Below are 15987 nucleotides of genomic sequence, written 5' to 3' on the forward strand. Positions count from 1 at the left end.
CTGCGTTCTCCGACCTAGGAAGGAAATCTTCCGCAGCCAATTCGACGCCGTTCTCTCTCGCCGCAGCCAATAGAACCGGTACGTGCTTGAACGGAATAATGCCGCCTGTCCCGCCGGATTTCTTATCGCGCGCCCAATTGGACACGCGTGTGCGATGGACGCCGGCAATGGCGGCTACTTTGTTCGGACCGCCCAAGCGGTCAATGATTGTGCGTGCAGGTTCCATGCAAAGTACTGTAGCTATTTTGGCTACAAATGCAAGAGGGGTGTAGCGATATTGGAAACTGATTTGTTGCTACGAAATCGCTACACTATGTTCATGGTGATAGATTGGGTAAAAAACGCGGTAGACCACAGCGGCTTGTCACAAGCCGAGATAGCCAGGCGCCTTCATAAGCGGTTCGGCTGGAGGGACGATCGCACCATCATCAATAAAATATTAAAAACAAACCGCGGCGTAAAAGCCAAGGAGATGATGGATATATCGGACGTCACCGGATTCCCTCTCCCTGCCGAAGAAATGGAACTGCAGCAGTCCATCCACCTTGTATCGTGGGTAAGTGCTGGTCGGCTTTCGCGGGATGAAGTGGCGGACGAAATCCTTGGCACTCTCACCGTCTCCGATCTGCCGAAAGGTGACTGGATAGCCTTACGTGTCGAGGGCACGTCGATGAACAGAATTTCGCCTCCCGAAAGCATAATTTTCGTCGACCGAAACGATAAAAAACTGGTCAGCAACGCTCTCTATGTCATTGATGACGGTGAAGGAAACGCCACTTACAAGCGTTTCAGGCCGGGGCCGCCCCAGAGATTCGAACCTGTTTCGACTGATATTGCGCACGATCCTATCTATTTCGACAATGAACCGAATGTCATTGGTCGAGTGCGCAGATCTGTCCTGAATATGTGATTTGCCGGCTTTAGGTGGGCGTCAGAAAGTATTTCAGGGCCGCTGAGACCAGCGGACCGACGAGACAGTAATCTCCGTCCCGGTTTGCATCATAGGCAAGCTGCAGCGCCGCAAGCGCGCCGTTCCTGGTTAGCGCCGGCCGGCACCATTTCTCGAGCTTTGCCATTGGGGCTATGTAGGACGTGTCTGCATAGGCGTTTGCCGCTTCGTCCTCTTCCGGTGCATTTGCAAGAAAATCGGCGATCCCCGCTTTGTAGTCATTGATCGCGATTAGAAGTGGCTCGGGTTCCTCATCCGCCATTGGCGCATGGGAAGAATGTACGGATTGATGAATGCAATCCCCGTCTGACATTTTATCCTCCAACTCAAAACACTCGGCTGAATACGGCGTTGAAGGGCTGCAAAACTCCAACTTGCGAAGCCCTCTAATTTTGCGAAAATTCGCGTCTATTTTTTAGAATTATATTAGATTCAATTTTACTCATTTGCTTTAATTCCCCGCAGGTTACGTGAAAAATCTCTTTGGTTTTTACCCGCATATTACATTCCACAAACTGCGTTCGCGCAAGGCGAAAGTGGTGCATCTGTGGTGCATATCAGGCAGTAAATTTTTATGTCATCAGTGCGTTATGTCGAAAGATGATCCACAATTCAATTTGCGGATGCCGTTGACCCTTAGGCGAAAGGTCACGGCCGCAGCCAAGGACAACAATCGGTCCGTCACCGCCGAAATAAATTCCAGGCTGGAATCCACCTTTCTACAAGACGCAGAAAGATCAGAAGTCGGAAGAGTGCGTGCGATCATAGAGAACGCCACTTCGCTGCTGAAGATGCTTGAAAACTCTCGCCGGTCCTAAGCAAAGCCACCCGCCACATTCAGCTCTCTACCCCTACCGGATATCGGCCGACGGCTAACGCCTGTTGAGCTGGATCTGGCTTCGCCTTTTTTTGCATATGATTCGTAGCGATGCAATAAAATGTCGCCGAAATCGCTACAAGCCTATTTACAGCCGTAGCGATTATAGCTACAACATCCTCGTACCAAACACGAACGAGCCGCCCGGCTCTGAAGCGAAGAGGATGAGGGAAATGGCAAGAGGCATCACACAGGTAGACAAGCAGATCGGGGAAACGATCAAGGGTTTCCGTCGTCTGCATGGCTTATCCCAATCGGACTTGGCCGAGAAGCTGGGTGTTACATTCCAGCAGGTTCAGAAATACGAGAAGGGCTTGAACCGGGTTTCGGTCAGCACCTTCATCCTGATTTGCAAGACGCTGAACGTCGAACCGATGGATATCATCGGCAAGTACTTCGGCAACGACGAGGACAGTCAGGCTCCGGCGCTGATTGCGCAAGCCAGGGCAGCCCGTTCCGCTCTCAACCAGATCAAGCAGCTCGTCGACAACGCCTACGCGGCGGCTTGAGCCCGATCGCCTTCGGCATCCGCCCTTCAATGTGGCGGATTTCGAAAGTGATCAGATCCGAGGACGGAACGATGACAACCCTGCAATTCACATTCGAGCAAGTGACAATCCCCCTCTATGGCGAAGGCGCGCTTTTCTACGGCGAAGCCACGCTTGAGAGCGCGAGCGAAGACGACAGCGAGTTTTACGTGTCGTCGGTCCAGCTCGGCAAGAAGGCCACGCTGACGCGCCCGAGCCGGATCAACAGTGCCGATCCAGTTGGCGGCTTCCTCTTCACTGAGATCGTCAAGCAGATCGAGAACGACAAGACGGTTGTCGGCGGTCAAGCCGCTCAGGAATGGGCGTCGGCGGTCGAAGATCAGGCGTTTGAGGCTCGTTCCTATCGCATTCCGGAGGTTTCCCCGACGAGCTCCTACATCATGGAGGCAGCGGAATGACACGCTGCGATCTTCGCTCCTACGGCGAATGCGATTGCCCTGCTGGGATATGCCAGCAGGAGCCCGCCCGGACCGCGCCGGTAATCACCTTCACCGCCAAAGAGCAGTTCTTTGCCATGGCGATGCTCGCCCTCTTCATGACTGCGATCAGCTACGCGGCACTCTCCCGCGCCGAGCGCGTCATCAAAATCCAAGATCAAGACAACCAGGAGGCATACGCTCATGTCAACCGCCGCTGAAAATGTATTGGATTTCTTTCACGGCGAGGCTGTGGCCGATGTCGTGTCGCTCGTAAGCGAAAATCCTGGTTCCGTCCTGACCGACGACAACCTTTATGATCGCTTCCTGGATCACCTGCGCAAGGATATTGCAGCCTTCGTCCCGGATCTGTCGACCGCGACCAGCCGGAAGAAGATCACTTCCGAGGCTTTCCGGATCACGCGTTTCAAGACTGCGATCGACGAGGCCGGGAAAAAGCTGAATGAAGACGCTCGGAAGTCGATCAATGCTATCGACGCCAAGCGACGCACCGTCAAGGCTGATCTGGAAGAGCTGGCAGAAGATGCTCGTCGCCCATTGACACAGTGGGAGAAGCAGGAACAGGCGCGCATCGATTATTGCCTGTCGATCATCAAGCATATCGAAGATTGCGGCAATGGCTTCATCGGTGGCGAACCGCAGCCATACGGCATTCTCTTCCGCGAACTGGAGGAGAAGATCGTCATCAACTCCGAGCTTGGCGAGTTCGAGGAGCAGGCCCGCGTTGCCCATCGTATCGCGACCGACAAATTGAAGGCAGCTTTCGAGGCTCACCAGAAGGCCGAAGCCGACCGGGCCGAGCTCGAAAAGCTTCGCGCCGAAAAGGCGGAACGTGACCGCATCGAAGCCACGCGCGCCGAGCAGGAGCGCATGGCGGCCGAATCCGCTGAACGCGATCGCCGCGAAAAGGAACGGCAGGAACGCGAAGCCGTAGAGCAGAAGGCACGCGAGGAACGTGCAGCTCAAGCCGCTCGCGAACAGGCCGAGCGTGAGGCCAAAGCCGCAATCGAGCGCGCTGAGCGGGAAGCTGCCGCCGCTGTCGAGAAGGCGAATGCCGAGGCCAAGGCCGTCCGTGACGAAGCCGAGCGCCAGGAACGCGAGCGCATGGCAACTGCCAAGCGCGAGCAGGAAGAGCGGGAAGCCCGTGAACGCGACCGCGATCACCGCGGCCGCCTGATGGGCGAAGCCAAGACCGCGCTCATGGCGCAGGGCGCTGGCGAGGCCACGGCCAAGAAAATCGTCCTAGCGATCATCGCCGGCGAAATCCCCAACATCAAAATGGAGTTCTGATCATGAACCAGATCGCGAAAGTGACGGAAGAGCGTCAGGCCGCCCGCTACGATGAGCCAGCCAATCAGGGTGATGGGCTTCTTGGAATAATCGAACGCCTGGCAAGCAACAAAAGCATGGATGTCGACAAGTTCTCGGCAATTGTGAAGATTCGCGCCGACGAACAGGAACGTCTCCGCCGGATCGAGCGCGAAGACCGCGAGGATGCAGCCCGCCGTGAGTGGCTTGCCGCTTTCTCTGCTGTTCAATCTGAAATCGGCCCGATCTTCCGGACCAATGACAACAAACACACCAGGTCAAAATACGCCGATCTGGCAGATATCGAGCGCATTGTCACACCGATCCTGACAAGGCATGGCTTCTCGACGACGTCGGCCCCGATCGCCTGCGATCTTCCAGGTCATATTCGGATGCGTCTTACACTGGGCCACGCCGGCGGCCACGAGAAGGTCTATGAAGATGACTTCCCGTTGGATGCCGCCGGATCTGGCGGGACGGTCAACAAGACCGCGATTCAGGCCAAAGGCAGCACGCAGACCTATGCGCGCCGTTATCTCAAAGCCAGCGCACTTGATCTCGCCTTCATGGACGATCGGGATGGCAACGCGCCGCCGGCGCCAAAGGACGAAAGCAACATCAGTCAGGAGCAGTTGGCGAAGCTTCGCGAAACGATCGACGCTGCTGATGCTGATGTCGAGAAGTTCTGCCGTTTCTTCCGCATTGAGGCGTTGCCGGATCTCCCGGCCAAGGAATTCGATCGCGCAATCTCGATGATCGGCCAGCGGAGGGCGCGCGCATGATCTTGTTCTTTGACACTGAGACCACGGGTTTTTTCCAGGATCGCCTCCCGGTTGATCATCCTGACCAGCCTTATATCGTCCAACTTGCCGCAGAGCTTTGTGAGGATGACGGGAAGCCAATCTCCGGCTTCTCCTTCATCATCGACAACGGCGTTGATATTCCGGCCCAGGCTTCGAACGTTCACGGCATCACGACAGAGCGCGCAGCTCAGTTCGGAATGAGTGCGGTTTCGGCACTGTCGGCGTTCACTCACCTGTACCAGCGCGCTGATCTGGTCTGTGCTCACAATATCAAGTTCGATCGTGGCGTCATCGAAACCGCAATCGCCCGGCATTACGAGCGCATTATGCCGCTTCGCAAACCCCTGTTTTGCACGATGGAAGCGGCAACACCGATCGTCAATCTTCCCCCGACCGAGCGCATGCTCGCTGCAGGCTTTAATAAGCCGAAGGCGCCGAAGCTTGAGGAATGCGTCCGTCACTTCTTCAATGAAGGTCTCGATGGCGCGCACGACGCAATGGTCGACGTTGTCGGCTGCCGTCGCGTCTACTTCCACCTGAAAACCTTGGAGATGGCCGCATGATACAGATTTTCAGCTGCGACCAGAACACGCCAGAATGGTATGCGGCCCGCGCCGGCATCCCGACCGCTTCCGAGTTCCATACTGTCATGGCCTCCGGCCGTGGAGGCGGCGAGAGCAAGACCCGCAAGACATACCTCTACAAGCTCGCCGGCGAGATCATCACCGGCGAGACCGTCGACGGCTACAGCAACGCTCATATGGAGCGTGGCCATGAGATGGAAGACGAGGCCCGCGAGATGTATTCGTTCATCGCGGATGCTGAGGTCCAGCGCATCGGGTTTGTCCGCAACGGTGAAAAGGGCGCGAGTCCTGACGGCCTGATCGGCGATCGTGGAATGTTCGAGGCGAAGTCTAAGCTGCCTCATCTGCTGATCGAATGCCTGATGCGCGACGATTCCCCGCCAGAGCATAAGGCTCAGTGCCAAGGGGCGCTATGGGTGGCCGAACGTGAATGGATCGACATCGTCGTTTACTGGCCGAAGCTCCCCCTGTTCGTGAAGCGAGCATATCGTGATGAGGCCTATATCGCCTCGATCGCCACGGCCGTGAAGCAGTTCAACGAAGAGCTTGCCGAGATCGTAGATAGGGTGCGCCGCTATGGTGCGCCGCCTGTCGCGACAAATCAGAACGTGGCGGCTTGATCATGAGCAAGAAGCCCTCCGAAAACCCACCGATCTACGTCGTCCGCAACGGCGACCGCCTCGTCGGCGAAATGGAAATGGACCGCGATCTTATCCGCCAGTTCCCCGACGGACAGAGAATCCGCGTCGATCTGCGCACCGGCCGCGTTCCGGACCGTCTCCGCTTCTATTGGGCGTTCCTTCGGGAAGTCGTGAAATCGACAGGCTGCGCGCCGACCGAAAAGGCGCTTCATCAGATGGTGAAGCTCCGGACCGGCTTCACCGACGACATCATCATGGGCGGCTTCATCGTCAAGGTTCCGTCCTCGATCGCCTTCGAAAACATGGATGAGCCGACGTTCGGCGAGTTCCTTCGGGAAGCGCTCGCTTTCATCGCATCGGAATTTGGCATCACGCCGGAACAGATCAAGGAGCTTGCAGCATGACCGACGCCGTACGCCTTTTGCCAGGAAGCATGTCGGAAGTGGACGCGCTTACCTGTGATGATCCGATCGCAGCGCTGATCGCGCGTCTGTCCGTCACCGCCGTTCCTGCTGCACTAGCGGATTTCATCAATGCCGAAGCCCAGCGACCGGGCGCGGATGTCAACCATATTCTAATCGGCACCGCAGCTTTCATGGTCCAAATGCACTCAAGTTGCGCCGCTTACATGATTGACGCGCAGCACGTGGATGTCGTTTTGGCTCAATTCCAAGCGGTAGTCGATCGGACATACCGCTCTCACTTCGTCGACAGCGCGAACGAGGTGTCGGCATGAGCAAAACGCGCGCTCTCTTCTGCTGCGGCTGCCAGGGCGACGTATCGGCTCGCCTAACCGACGGCAAGGAAATCTATCCGCGCCGGCCCGACCTCTGGGATCTTCCATTCTGGAAATGCGATGCCTGCGGCAACTTCGTCGGCTGCCATCACAAGACCAACAATCGGACCCGTCCGCTTGGCTGCATTCCGACGCCCGAAATCAAGGAAGCGCGTCGTCATATTCATCGCATCCTTGATCCGATCTGGAAGTCGGGACGTCGTGCTCGCAGCGAGCTCTATTCGATGATCGCCCACGTTATGGACCTGCCAGAATACCATACGGCAGACATCCGCAGCGTCGAGCAGGCGAACGAGATTCTTCGTGTCGTGAGAGAGTTGGAGGTGGCGATATGACCTGCACCTGCGTCGAAACCATCAACGAAAAGCTCAAAGAGCACAACACGCGCCTCACCCAGGCATGGGTTCTTGGTGGCACAACCCATCCTGGCCTCATGCTCCAGACCGATCAGATTGAGACCGGACGAGGCAAGCCGAAGGCCGTCGCAATGTTCCTCACCTATTGTCCGTTCTGCGGGACGAAGTATGCGGCTGATGAGGTGGCGGCATGAGAAAGCCAATCAGCGTCAACATATACGATTCCCATCTCGGCATCTGGCAAGACGACGCGCAGGACGAGACGCTCCGCTCGGAAGTTTACGCCGAGCTGATCCGGCGCATGCGTGGCCGGGGCTGGTCGATCAAACGCGATCCTCGCGTTCATCAGCATCATCGGTGCATCAGTCAAAACTATCGGCTTGGCGCGCGCGGGACGCTTCGGTGCGAAATTGAATTGGCCGGAAGGACGGTCAAGGTTGAGTTCTGGTCGACCACCGCCAAGCAGTACAACCGAAACGGCCGGCGCTACGACTTCGACAAGATAAAGCGTATGGCCAAGCTCGATCGCCTGCGGGTCGAATTGGAGTTTCGCCGCATCATTGCGTGGCTGGAAACCATCTCGCCGATCAAGGTGGAGCGCCGCGACGATCAAGACCTGCCGCCCATGAAGCGCATCGAGAAGGGATATGCAGAGAGCTGGCACAAGGATAAGGAGCTTGGCCGTCCGGTCTGCGACCGAGACTATAACCGGAAATCAGCTGACGGGCTTTTGCTAGAGCATGGCCAAACCGTCTGGTTTCCCGACTATCACGGACGGATTTTGCGCGGGACCGTGTTCTACAACATCAACAACATGTGGTGGGTCGTTGCCGGCGGGCAGCTTTTCAACAAAGGCAGTTTTGAAATCTACTCCGCGATGCCTGCAGATCTTCGCAAAAAGCGAAATGGCCGAAATCGACGCAATCGGCTTGAAGCAGAACTACAGATCGCCGTCCAGCGCATGGACTATCAGCGCGCGCAAGTTCTGAAGATGATCATCTTCGGCACCGAGCAGACTTACATGATCTGGGCTCGGGACAATCAGGCCTATTACCGGTCGCAATATGCCGGATACTCGACCGACACGGCTGGCGCTGGACGATACACCCGCGCGGAAGCCGAGGCCGAATGCCGTCGCGTTCCGCATGAGCTTGAGATGGTCTGCCCAGATGGCACGCACGTCTCCTTTGACAGGAGCGCTGCATGAGCCTCGATGATTTCTACTGCAGCCGCACCGTCAAGGCTATCCGCAAGCCCCACGAATGCGAGCAATGCGGCCGTCAGATTGATGTCGGATCTCCGGCCGAATACGGCGCCGGGAAGTACGACGGCTATTTCTACGCCCGATACCAGCACATTGAATGCCGAGCCGCCGGCATGGCCTACGCAGAAGCAACCGGCCTTTGGGGCGAAGACTTCACCTGGTTCCAGCACGCGGACAGTGATCAGCGCGACGATATCGGCGAGTGGCTGCTCGAGCATCACCCGATCGTCGCCGAGCGCATCAATTACCAACGCGAGGAGGTCTCAGCATGAACTCCGTACACCGGCATCTCACCCGCTATCCCAAAGCCAGAAGAGAAACCATCGAGTTTCTGAACAAGCGCGACCAGACGCTGCAGCAGCTCAAGGCTGAGATATCGGCCACGCGCCGGCGGAAGTTCTTCGACCGGCTGCTATCTTGGATGTGGAGGCGATAATGGCTGAAAATAGCAAGATCGAATGGACCGATCACACTTTCAACCCATGGATCGGCTGCACGAAAGTCTCCCCGGCGTGCGACGGTTGCTATGCCGAAAACCTCATGGCGAACCGATACCACCGCGTGGAGTGGGGGGCCGGAGAAGATCGTCAGCGCACTGGCGCCGCGAACTGGCGCAAGCCCGTCGCATGGAACAAGGAAGCCAAGGCCAGCGGCAAGCGGCCCTTCGTGTTCTGTGCCTCGTTGGCTGATGTGTTCGACAACGAGGTCGATCCAATGTGGCGGGTCGATCTCTTCAACCTGATCACCGCAACGCCGAATCTCATTTGGCTGCTGCTGACTAAGCGCATCGGAAACGTCGTCAAAATGACCGATCCCTTGCGGGGCAATCCCATGCTCCCAACGAATGCCGCGATCGGCGCGACGATCGCCAACCAAGAGGAATATGATCGCGACCGGCTCAAGCTATACGATGTTAAGGGCAGCGTTGGGCCGATGTTCACTTTCGGTAGCTTTGAGCCGCTTCTCGGACGCATCACTCTCGACAAATACGCACCGGATTGGATCATCACCGGCGGCGAGACCGACCAGGGTACTCACAAGGCGCGCGACACCGATCCCGAAAACTTCCGGTACCTGCGTGACCAAAGCCGCGATCTCGGCCGTGCCTTCTTCATGAAGCAGATGACGCGTAAGGCGCCGATCCCGGCCGACCTTCTCGTCCGTCAATATCCGGAGGCAGCATGAGCAACCGTCAGCAACGCCGGGCCAGCCTCGCATTCGAACGCCGAGGACTGAAAGGTGATTGGGGCCTTTGGCGTATCACCGACCTGCCCGACGGCATTCCGGGCGGTAACGGCTGGTGCAGGCAGGTCAAGCGCGCCCAGGCGAATAACCTCTATGTCGTCCTGATCCGGCCCTTCGTCGACGAGCAGGGCAACGAGGTAATCCACCTCGCCATCCGCACGGCCTCAAACCTTGAGCCGCCGTGGCGCGACATGCAGCGCATCAAGAACGAAATCTGTGGGGAGGAATCGACGGCCGTGCAAGTCATGCCGCCGGCCGCCGAGCTCGTCGACGAGGCCGACATGTATCACATGTGGGTGCTGTCCGATCGCCTTCCCTTCACCTTGGCATATCGGAGAGCAGCATGACCGCCTTCCGTATCGCAAATACGAATTTCGATCCGGCGCCAAAGCGCAAGCCGGCGAAGTCCAAGGGGTATTTGTCCTTCATTCATAGCCTGCCGTGCGTAGTCAGCGGCGCCTACGGCGTCGAGGCGGCGCATCTGTCGTCGCCGGCGCTTCACTTCGGCCACTACGGCCGCGGGAAAGGCTCGAAAGCTCCCGACCGCTGGGCCCTTCCTCTGTCGCCAACGCAACACCGTATCCAACACTCCATGAACGAAATGGAATTCTGGCGCCGAGCCGGGATCGATCCGCATATTCTCGCCCTGACGATCTTCGGCCTCTGGTCGGATATGAGCGACGAGGCAGAACCCTTTGCCGCAGCGATCATCAATCAACGCCTGGCGCGCGCCGGACAGCTTCGCGAAAGGGAAATCTGATGCAGATCACGAACGAAATGATTGACGCATTCAAGGAAGCATTTCATCGGGAATATCACGCCCGTCCTGACAATAGCTATGACGACAATATCAAGGCTGGGTTGATCGCCGCTCTTACCGCCGCCCCCGCATCCCCTGCGCGCGAGCCAGAGCCGAAGGTGGAAGACAATCTTCTGTCCTACTACGAGAGACAGATTGCATGGTCCCGTCAGACATTCGGCCCAGCGCTCCGCACCAAAGGGGTAATCGATCACATTCGCAAAGAACTGTGCGAGATCGAACAAGACCCGCATGACCTGTCAGAATGGGTTGATGTGGTCATTTTGGCGATGGACGGTTTCTGGCGGCATGGCGGCAACGCTGCCGACCTGTTCGCGGCCCTCCTGGCAAAGCAGCAAAAGAACATGGCTCGCACTTGGCCAGATTGGCGCACCATGAGCGAAGATCAGGCGATCGAACATGACCGCTCGAATGATGCCACCCTCGCCAGCATGGAGAAGAAGGGATGAACACCGAACCGATGTTCCCGATCCTCAACGACCCTTGTATCAAGGCAATCCCGTGGTCTGCGATCGCACCACATGAGACACAAGCGCTGAATAACCACAGTCAGACGCTTCGCGGTCTTGCGGGCCGTGGCGGGCTGGACATCTACGAGGCATATTACATCATGAAGGATCAGCCTTGGCCGACGCTATGGGCAGGACGGTCACGTGATCGCGATGCAGCTTACCGGGTATCTCTCATGCGCCTTGTTCTCGATTTCGAACGAGCAGACGCCGGCCGCTCTTCCCTTGCTGAGGAGCGGAAGCCATGAGTGACCTGAGACTGGCAATCGGAATAGCCAACAGAGCCCATGCCGGCCAGTTAGACAAAAACGGTGAGCCCTATATCCTTCACCCGCTCCGCGTCATGCTGGCGATGGAGACGGAAGAGGATCGCATTGTAGGCGTCCTGCACGATACAATAGAGGATACCTATGTCACGCCGGAGCTTCTATGGCGTGTTGGATTTTCCCAACGCATCATTGACGCCGTGTTGTCAGTCACGCGGACCAGAGGCGAATCCTATGAAGAATTCATCCTTCGCGCCAAAGCCAATGAAATCGGTCGTCGCGTAAAGCTGGCTGACATCGCCGATAACCTGTCTCCCGATCGGGCTTCCGGACTCAACGCGGAAAGGGAACTGCGATATCGGCGTGCGTGGCTCGTTCTTGCTGAGGGGCGGAAGCCGTGACAGCGTCCGCCCTCCCATATATTTTTCGTTGGAACCGTCAGGACCGCAAAGGCCAGCCCTGCGAAGTCTTGGCGCGCGGCACCATGAATAGTTGCTGCGTCCGGTTTGCCGATGGATACACCATGATCACGAGCCGGAACGCCCTTGCAAAGGCCAAGGAGACGAAATGACGATTCTCGACGAAGCCATATCGCCGGCGATTGCCGTTGCCAAACTTCAAGCCGCAGGCATACAACTTTCAGAACGCACTCTTCGTGAGCGAGCCCGCGCGCTTGGCGCCTGCCGCATTATCGGGAAGGCAATGTTCCTCATGCCTGCCGATCTCGACCTGATTATCAATGCCGCCAAACCGGAGCCGTCACAATGCCAGAACTCTACAAGCGAAAAGGGAGCGACGTCTGGCAATACGATTTCACGGTGGACGGAATCCGATACCGAAAATCTTCTAAAACGAGTGACAAGCGGCTCGCGGAAGACATTGCGATCAAGCACGAAGACAGGGTCCGTCGTGCCGCTGTCCATGGCCAAGAAGCGATCCTAACCTTCCCCGAGGCCGTCGCTGAATATCTGAACGACGGCAAGGATGGACGCTTCACTGCGCCACTCATTCGGCATTTCAGAAAGTGGAAAATAAAGGACATCACCGGTCCAGAGATCCGCAAGGCCGCCAAGATCCTCTACCCGGAGGCTTCACCGGCTACGTGGAACCGACAAGTCATCACGCCGATGCGTGCGATCATAAACCATGTCGCAGAGGCAAAGCGTCTGCAAAAGATTTCGGTCAAGCGGTTCAAGGAAGACAAGAAGAGACGGCCGGCCGGGAATGTCGAATGGTTGAAGGCTTTCAGCAAGACGGCAAAAAAGCTCGACATGCCGGAAACCGCCGCGCTCGCGAGGTTCCTGTTTGAGACTGCCACGCGCGTATCCGAAGCGTGCCGCCTCACCTGGGATGACGTGAACCTGCAGCTCGGGATAGCTTATCTCGAGAAGACGAAGACGACACCGCGCAAGGTGTTTCTGACGCGCGCCATGGTCATCGATCTGGCGAACATCCGGAGCCGAAATCCGGTCCTGGTCTTTGGAGCCGCGAACCGATCTACGGTCAAAAAACGCATCGACAAGGTTATCACGGAAGCTGGACTGGTGCGCCTAACCAGTCACGAATTTGGCCGGCATGGCTTCGCTACCGAGATGATCGTTCGCAATGGCGTGGACGTTGCCACGACCGCAGATCATGGCGGGTGGAAGTCACGCCGGCTGTTGATGGAAACCTATGTGGAGGGGGATGCCGACCGGGAAGTTATCGACCGGGTTTTTGGCAAAAAAGGCGGCGTTTGACACAGCCACGGCACACGCTGTGCCACAAAAGATTTTTCTTGACGGAATATCGCTTGAAAAACAAATGGATGGAATGGAGAGAGAGGAAATTGAAAACTCCCTTAGCAGGGGAGCGCCTTCGACCACTCGGCCACCTCTCCGGTGCGGCCCTGATACGGCCAATCATTTATCGACGCAAGCGCTTTTTCGCCTCCGTGCACGTTCTCCCTGCATTAGGCTACGCGTGCATCCCGCAAGGAAGAACCCGGTAGCTGGCTTGCAGTTCCCTCAAGCCAGCAACTGCTTAAGGTCTGCAGCAGGGTCGGCCAGAATTGCCTTTGTCGGGTTGGTGTCGGTTTCCAGCAGCTTCTTGCCGGTCACATAGGCCTTCGCGTCGTTGATGGCGTCAACGGCGATGAAACGGCCCTTTTTGAAATACCAGACCGAAGCCGATCCCTCACGGGTGCCGGCGCGCAGTAGGGTTTCGTCATAGCCAAGGTTGAAACCGGCGATCTGCAATTTCACATCATATTGATCCGACCAGAACCATGGCTTCGGATCATATGCTTCATTGCCGCCGGCGATGATTCCAGCTGCGGCTTCGGCCTGGTCGACGGCGTTCTGTACAGATTCGAGACGGATACGGCCGCCGTTCCAGGGCAGCTCGGCGCAATCGCCCACGGCGTAGATGGAGGAATCAGAGGTGCGGGCGAACGAATCGACGATAATGCCGTTGCCAACTTCCAGGCCTGCCTCCTTGGCGAGCCGGTCATTCGGGGCAACGCCGATGCCGACGACGACGAAATCAACGTCTATGGTGGACCCGTCTGATAGTTCGGCGGCAACGACATGACCGTTCTTGCCGATGAGTTGCTTGAGGCCGGTCTTTTCGCGGATGACCACGTCATGTTCCCGGTGAATCAATCTAATGATGTCAGCGGTCTCCTTGGCGGCGACGCGCTGAAGGATCCTTTCGGCCATTTCGATGAGCGTGACTTCAAGGCCGCGATGGCGGGCAACTGCGGCCGCTTCGAGGCCGATATAGCCACCCCCGATGATGAGAACACGGCGGCCCGCACGCATTTCGCGGGCGAGCTGATCGGCATCACGCTTGTCACGGGCGAGATAGACGCCCTCGAGAGCGCCGCCCACGGCGGGTGGTAGGCGGCGCGGCGTCGCGCCGGTTGCCAGCGCCAGTATGTCATAGTCCAGCACCGAACCGTCCTGCATGGCAATCTGCTTTGCAGTCCGATCGATCTGCTCGACCCAAGTGGACAAACGGATCTCGACATTGTTGTCGCCGTACCAATGCTCAGGGCGGAACAGCAGGCGGTCGAAGGCCATTTCGCCGAGAAGGTATTTCTTGGTCAGTGGCGGCCGCTGATAGGGGAGGTTTTCCTCCGCGCCAATGATGGTGATCGGCCTCAAATCTCCAAGCGCCCGCAATTTGGCGGCAAGCGCGAAACCGGCCTGTCCGGCCCCGACAATGACCAATCTGCCCGTCACGATCCTTACTCCATTATAATTATAGCGGCTCGTCATCCTGATATAGGACGTCGCCCTCACGGATTTCAGGGGTAACGCCTACCCTTGCAAGCGTCAATCATAGCTGACCTTGCGCCAGAGATCGGGAGAAAATTAGGGCGGAACTCAGGCTGGTATCTCGACCCAGCGGCGCTCATGAAACGATTGCGCCATGGCGTGCACCGACCTTTCGATGCGCAAGCCGTCCACGAAGCTCACAACCGACGCGGCGTCGCCGGAAATGGCGCGGATCAACTCCCGGCATTCGATGATCTTCAGGTCATTGAAGCCGAGCCCATGGCCGGGTGCCGGGATGAACCGGTCATAGGGTCTGTGAGACGGTGCCGCGAGAATCCTGCGAAACCCCTGTTCGGTGCCCCTGCCGTCCGCCTGATAGAGCTCGAATTCGTTCATGCGCTCCTGATCGTATATGATCGAGCCCTTCGACCCGAATATCTGCAGCGCGATGCGGCCCTTGCGGCCCCAAGCGGAACGATTCGCCATCAGAACGGCGGAAATGCCGCCGCCGAGCCGCATCAGCACATTGGCCAGATCGTGATTCTCGACGGCGCGTCGCCCGCCCTCCTTCAAGGGCCGTTCGGCATAGGGCTTCACCATGTCGGTGATAACGGCTTCGACATGGCCGAACAGAAACCAGAGCAGCGACAGCGGATGCACGGCGAAATCGTCGAGTGCGCCATAGCCGCCGGCAAGCTCGCTCTTCCAATAGAAGAAGCCCTCCGGATCGGCCATGAAGTCCTCGTCCATTTCGACACGGACATGATTGACCTCGCCGATCGCGCCTTCGCCGATCAGCGCCTTGATATGCCGCATCACCGGGTTCTGAATATAATTGTAGCCGAGGATAGCGACCTTGCCCGAGGCTTTGGCGGCGCTCAACATGCGTTCGGCGTCGGCATAGGCAGGCGCCATCGGCTTTTCGCACCAGACATGCTTGCCGGCTTCCAACGCTGCGATCGCCATTTCCGGATGGAATTGGTTGGGTGTAGTGACGGAGACGACATCGACCTCGGGATCGGCGATCAATTCACGCCAGTCGGCGGTCGCCTTTTCGAAGCCGAATTCGTCGCCACGCTGTTTTGCCAAGTCGGAATTGGCTTCCGCAAGATGCACGAGGCGCGGCCGTTCGACATCGCCGAAGACGGTCTTGACCGCATTCCAAGCCAGCGCATGGCACTTGCCCATATATCCGGTTCCGATCAATCCTATGCCCAACGGCTTCATATCTACCACCCTCCTCAAGCCTTCTCCCGAAACTCAAATGATTTTTGGAATATTTGGACCGTTTTGACAAGCGGTCTCACCGATCGATCACGGCGCA

General features: G+C 57.5%; 26 protein-coding genes and 1 tRNA gene. 23 read left to right on the forward strand and 4 right to left on the reverse strand.

All coding sequences use genetic code 11. The annotated features are described in order from the left end of the window. The first annotated feature begins 154 nt into the window (after nucleotides 1-154). Nucleotides 155-910 carry a helix-turn-helix transcriptional regulator gene (locus FHT86_RS37945; protein WP_246779424.1) on the forward strand — a complete coding sequence of 252 codons (756 nt, stop codon included), beginning with the start codon at nucleotides 155-157 and terminating at the stop codon, nucleotides 908-910. Nucleotides 911-920: 10 nt separating this feature from the next. On the opposite strand, the gene FHT86_RS10665 is transcribed toward FHT86_RS37945, so the two are convergent. Then, entirely contained in the window at nucleotides 921-1262 is a 342-nt protein-coding gene (locus FHT86_RS10665) for a hypothetical protein (protein ID WP_183868679.1), read from the reverse strand. A gap of 277 nt (nucleotides 1263-1539) precedes the next feature. Here FHT86_RS10665 and FHT86_RS38855 point away from each other — a divergent pair, with 277 nt between their 5' ends. From FHT86_RS38855 to FHT86_RS10775, 22 genes are all read left to right on the forward strand, one after another. Continuing rightward, a complete protein-coding gene (locus tag FHT86_RS38855; protein ID WP_409527585.1) occupies nucleotides 1540-1767 on the forward strand; it encodes an Arc family DNA-binding protein in 228 nt (75 codons plus the stop codon). Between the two features lie 232 nt (nucleotides 1768-1999). Next, a complete protein-coding gene (locus tag FHT86_RS10675) occupies nucleotides 2000-2335 on the forward strand; it encodes a helix-turn-helix domain-containing protein (RefSeq protein WP_246779425.1) in 336 nt (111 codons plus the stop codon). A gap of 71 nt (nucleotides 2336-2406) precedes the next feature. After that, nucleotides 2407-2772 carry a hypothetical protein gene (locus FHT86_RS10680; RefSeq protein ID WP_183868683.1) on the forward strand — a complete coding sequence of 122 codons (366 nt, stop codon included), beginning with the start codon at nucleotides 2407-2409 and terminating at the stop codon, nucleotides 2770-2772. Beyond that, nucleotides 2769-3011, forward strand: a complete 243-nt coding sequence (locus tag FHT86_RS10685; protein WP_183868685.1) for a hypothetical protein — start codon at nucleotides 2769-2771, stop codon at nucleotides 3009-3011. Before FHT86_RS10680 ends, FHT86_RS10685 begins: the two co-directional genes overlap by 4 nt. Continuing rightward, nucleotides 2995-4101 (forward strand): hypothetical protein, encoded by a 1107-nt coding sequence (locus FHT86_RS10690; protein WP_183868687.1) that lies wholly within the window; start codon nucleotides 2995-2997, stop codon nucleotides 4099-4101. The genes FHT86_RS10685 and FHT86_RS10690 overlap by 17 nt, the downstream gene beginning before the upstream one ends. A gap of 2 nt (nucleotides 4102-4103) precedes the next feature. Then, the gene (locus FHT86_RS10695; protein WP_183868689.1) at nucleotides 4104-4901 is read left to right on the forward strand and encodes an ERF family protein; all 798 of its coding nucleotides are present in this window, start codon (nucleotides 4104-4106) and stop codon (nucleotides 4899-4901) included. Continuing rightward, nucleotides 4898-5485, forward strand: a complete 588-nt coding sequence (locus FHT86_RS10700; protein WP_183868691.1) for a 3'-5' exonuclease — start codon at nucleotides 4898-4900, stop codon at nucleotides 5483-5485. The genes FHT86_RS10695 and FHT86_RS10700 overlap by 4 nt, the downstream gene beginning before the upstream one ends. Continuing rightward, on the forward strand, nucleotides 5482-6126 hold the full coding sequence (locus FHT86_RS10705; protein WP_183868693.1) for a lambda exonuclease family protein: 645 nt from the start codon (nucleotides 5482-5484) through the stop codon (nucleotides 6124-6126). The genes FHT86_RS10700 and FHT86_RS10705 overlap by 4 nt, the downstream gene beginning before the upstream one ends. Before the next feature lie 2 nt (nucleotides 6127-6128). Then, nucleotides 6129-6551, forward strand: a complete 423-nt coding sequence (locus FHT86_RS10710; RefSeq protein WP_183868695.1) for a hypothetical protein — start codon at nucleotides 6129-6131, stop codon at nucleotides 6549-6551. After that, nucleotides 6548-6883: a hypothetical protein gene (locus FHT86_RS10715; RefSeq protein WP_183868697.1), complete on the forward strand. Its 336-nt coding sequence runs from the start codon at nucleotides 6548-6550 to the stop codon at nucleotides 6881-6883. Before FHT86_RS10710 ends, FHT86_RS10715 begins: the two co-directional genes overlap by 4 nt. After that, on the forward strand, nucleotides 6880-7278 hold the full coding sequence (locus FHT86_RS10720) for a zinc-finger-containing protein (RefSeq protein WP_183868699.1): 399 nt from the start codon (nucleotides 6880-6882) through the stop codon (nucleotides 7276-7278). Before FHT86_RS10715 ends, FHT86_RS10720 begins: the two co-directional genes overlap by 4 nt. Continuing rightward, complete coding sequence (locus FHT86_RS10725; RefSeq protein WP_183868701.1) at nucleotides 7275-7493, forward strand: hypothetical protein; 219 nt, start codon at nucleotides 7275-7277, stop codon at nucleotides 7491-7493. Before FHT86_RS10720 ends, FHT86_RS10725 begins: the two co-directional genes overlap by 4 nt. Continuing rightward, nucleotides 7490-8506 carry a hypothetical protein gene (locus tag FHT86_RS10730; protein ID WP_183868703.1) on the forward strand — a complete coding sequence of 339 codons (1017 nt, stop codon included), beginning with the start codon at nucleotides 7490-7492 and terminating at the stop codon, nucleotides 8504-8506. The genes FHT86_RS10725 and FHT86_RS10730 overlap by 4 nt, the downstream gene beginning before the upstream one ends. After that, entirely contained in the window at nucleotides 8503-8835 is a 333-nt protein-coding gene (locus tag FHT86_RS10735; protein WP_183868705.1) for a hypothetical protein, read from the forward strand. The genes FHT86_RS10730 and FHT86_RS10735 overlap by 4 nt, the downstream gene beginning before the upstream one ends. After that, the gene (locus FHT86_RS10740; protein WP_183868708.1) at nucleotides 8832-8999 is read left to right on the forward strand and encodes a hypothetical protein; all 168 of its coding nucleotides are present in this window, start codon (nucleotides 8832-8834) and stop codon (nucleotides 8997-8999) included. Before FHT86_RS10735 ends, FHT86_RS10740 begins: the two co-directional genes overlap by 4 nt. Further along, nucleotides 8999-9748 carry a DUF5131 family protein gene (locus FHT86_RS10745; RefSeq protein WP_183868710.1) on the forward strand — a complete coding sequence of 250 codons (750 nt, stop codon included), beginning with the start codon at nucleotides 8999-9001 and terminating at the stop codon, nucleotides 9746-9748. Before FHT86_RS10740 ends, FHT86_RS10745 begins: the two co-directional genes overlap by 1 nt. Continuing rightward, nucleotides 9745-10155: a hypothetical protein gene (locus tag FHT86_RS10750; RefSeq protein ID WP_183868712.1), complete on the forward strand. Its 411-nt coding sequence runs from the start codon at nucleotides 9745-9747 to the stop codon at nucleotides 10153-10155. Before FHT86_RS10745 ends, FHT86_RS10750 begins: the two co-directional genes overlap by 4 nt. Next, complete coding sequence (locus FHT86_RS10755) at nucleotides 10152-10568, forward strand: DUF968 domain-containing protein (RefSeq protein WP_183868714.1); 417 nt, start codon at nucleotides 10152-10154, stop codon at nucleotides 10566-10568. The genes FHT86_RS10750 and FHT86_RS10755 overlap by 4 nt, the downstream gene beginning before the upstream one ends. Continuing rightward, the gene (locus FHT86_RS10760; RefSeq protein ID WP_246779426.1) at nucleotides 10568-11077 is read left to right on the forward strand and encodes a dATP/dGTP pyrophosphohydrolase domain-containing protein; all 510 of its coding nucleotides are present in this window, start codon (nucleotides 10568-10570) and stop codon (nucleotides 11075-11077) included. Before FHT86_RS10755 ends, FHT86_RS10760 begins: the two co-directional genes overlap by 1 nt. Next, nucleotides 11074-11385, forward strand: coding sequence for a hypothetical protein (locus FHT86_RS10765; RefSeq protein WP_183868716.1), 312 nt, complete (start codon nucleotides 11074-11076; stop codon nucleotides 11383-11385). The genes FHT86_RS10760 and FHT86_RS10765 overlap by 4 nt, the downstream gene beginning before the upstream one ends. After that, complete coding sequence (locus FHT86_RS10770) at nucleotides 11382-11804, forward strand: GTP pyrophosphokinase (RefSeq protein ID WP_183868718.1); 423 nt, start codon at nucleotides 11382-11384, stop codon at nucleotides 11802-11804. The genes FHT86_RS10765 and FHT86_RS10770 overlap by 4 nt, the downstream gene beginning before the upstream one ends. 363 nt (nucleotides 11805-12167) lie before the next feature. Next, nucleotides 12168-13142, forward strand: a complete 975-nt coding sequence (locus tag FHT86_RS10775) for a tyrosine-type recombinase/integrase (RefSeq protein ID WP_183868727.1) — start codon at nucleotides 12168-12170, stop codon at nucleotides 13140-13142. A gap of 74 nt (nucleotides 13143-13216) precedes the next feature. Here FHT86_RS10775 and FHT86_RS10780 read toward each other — a convergent pair. The 3 genes from FHT86_RS10780 to FHT86_RS10790 form a co-directional block, all read right to left on the reverse strand. After that, nucleotides 13217-13282: transfer RNA gene (locus FHT86_RS10780), tRNA-Ser, on the reverse strand. A gap of 127 nt (nucleotides 13283-13409) precedes the next feature. Beyond that, nucleotides 13410-14627: an NAD(P)/FAD-dependent oxidoreductase gene (locus FHT86_RS10785; protein ID WP_133706716.1), complete on the reverse strand. Its 1218-nt coding sequence runs from the start codon at nucleotides 14625-14627 to the stop codon at nucleotides 13410-13412. Nucleotides 14628-14771: 144 nt separating this feature from the next. Beyond that, entirely contained in the window at nucleotides 14772-15890 is a 1119-nt protein-coding gene (locus FHT86_RS10790) for a Gfo/Idh/MocA family protein (protein WP_133706717.1), read from the reverse strand. Nucleotides 15891-15987 lie beyond the last annotated feature (97 nt).

Source organism: Rhizobium sp. BK313, assembly GCF_014193655.1.
In the GTDB taxonomy this organism is placed as follows: Bacteria; Pseudomonadota; Alphaproteobacteria; order Rhizobiales; family Rhizobiaceae; genus Rhizobium.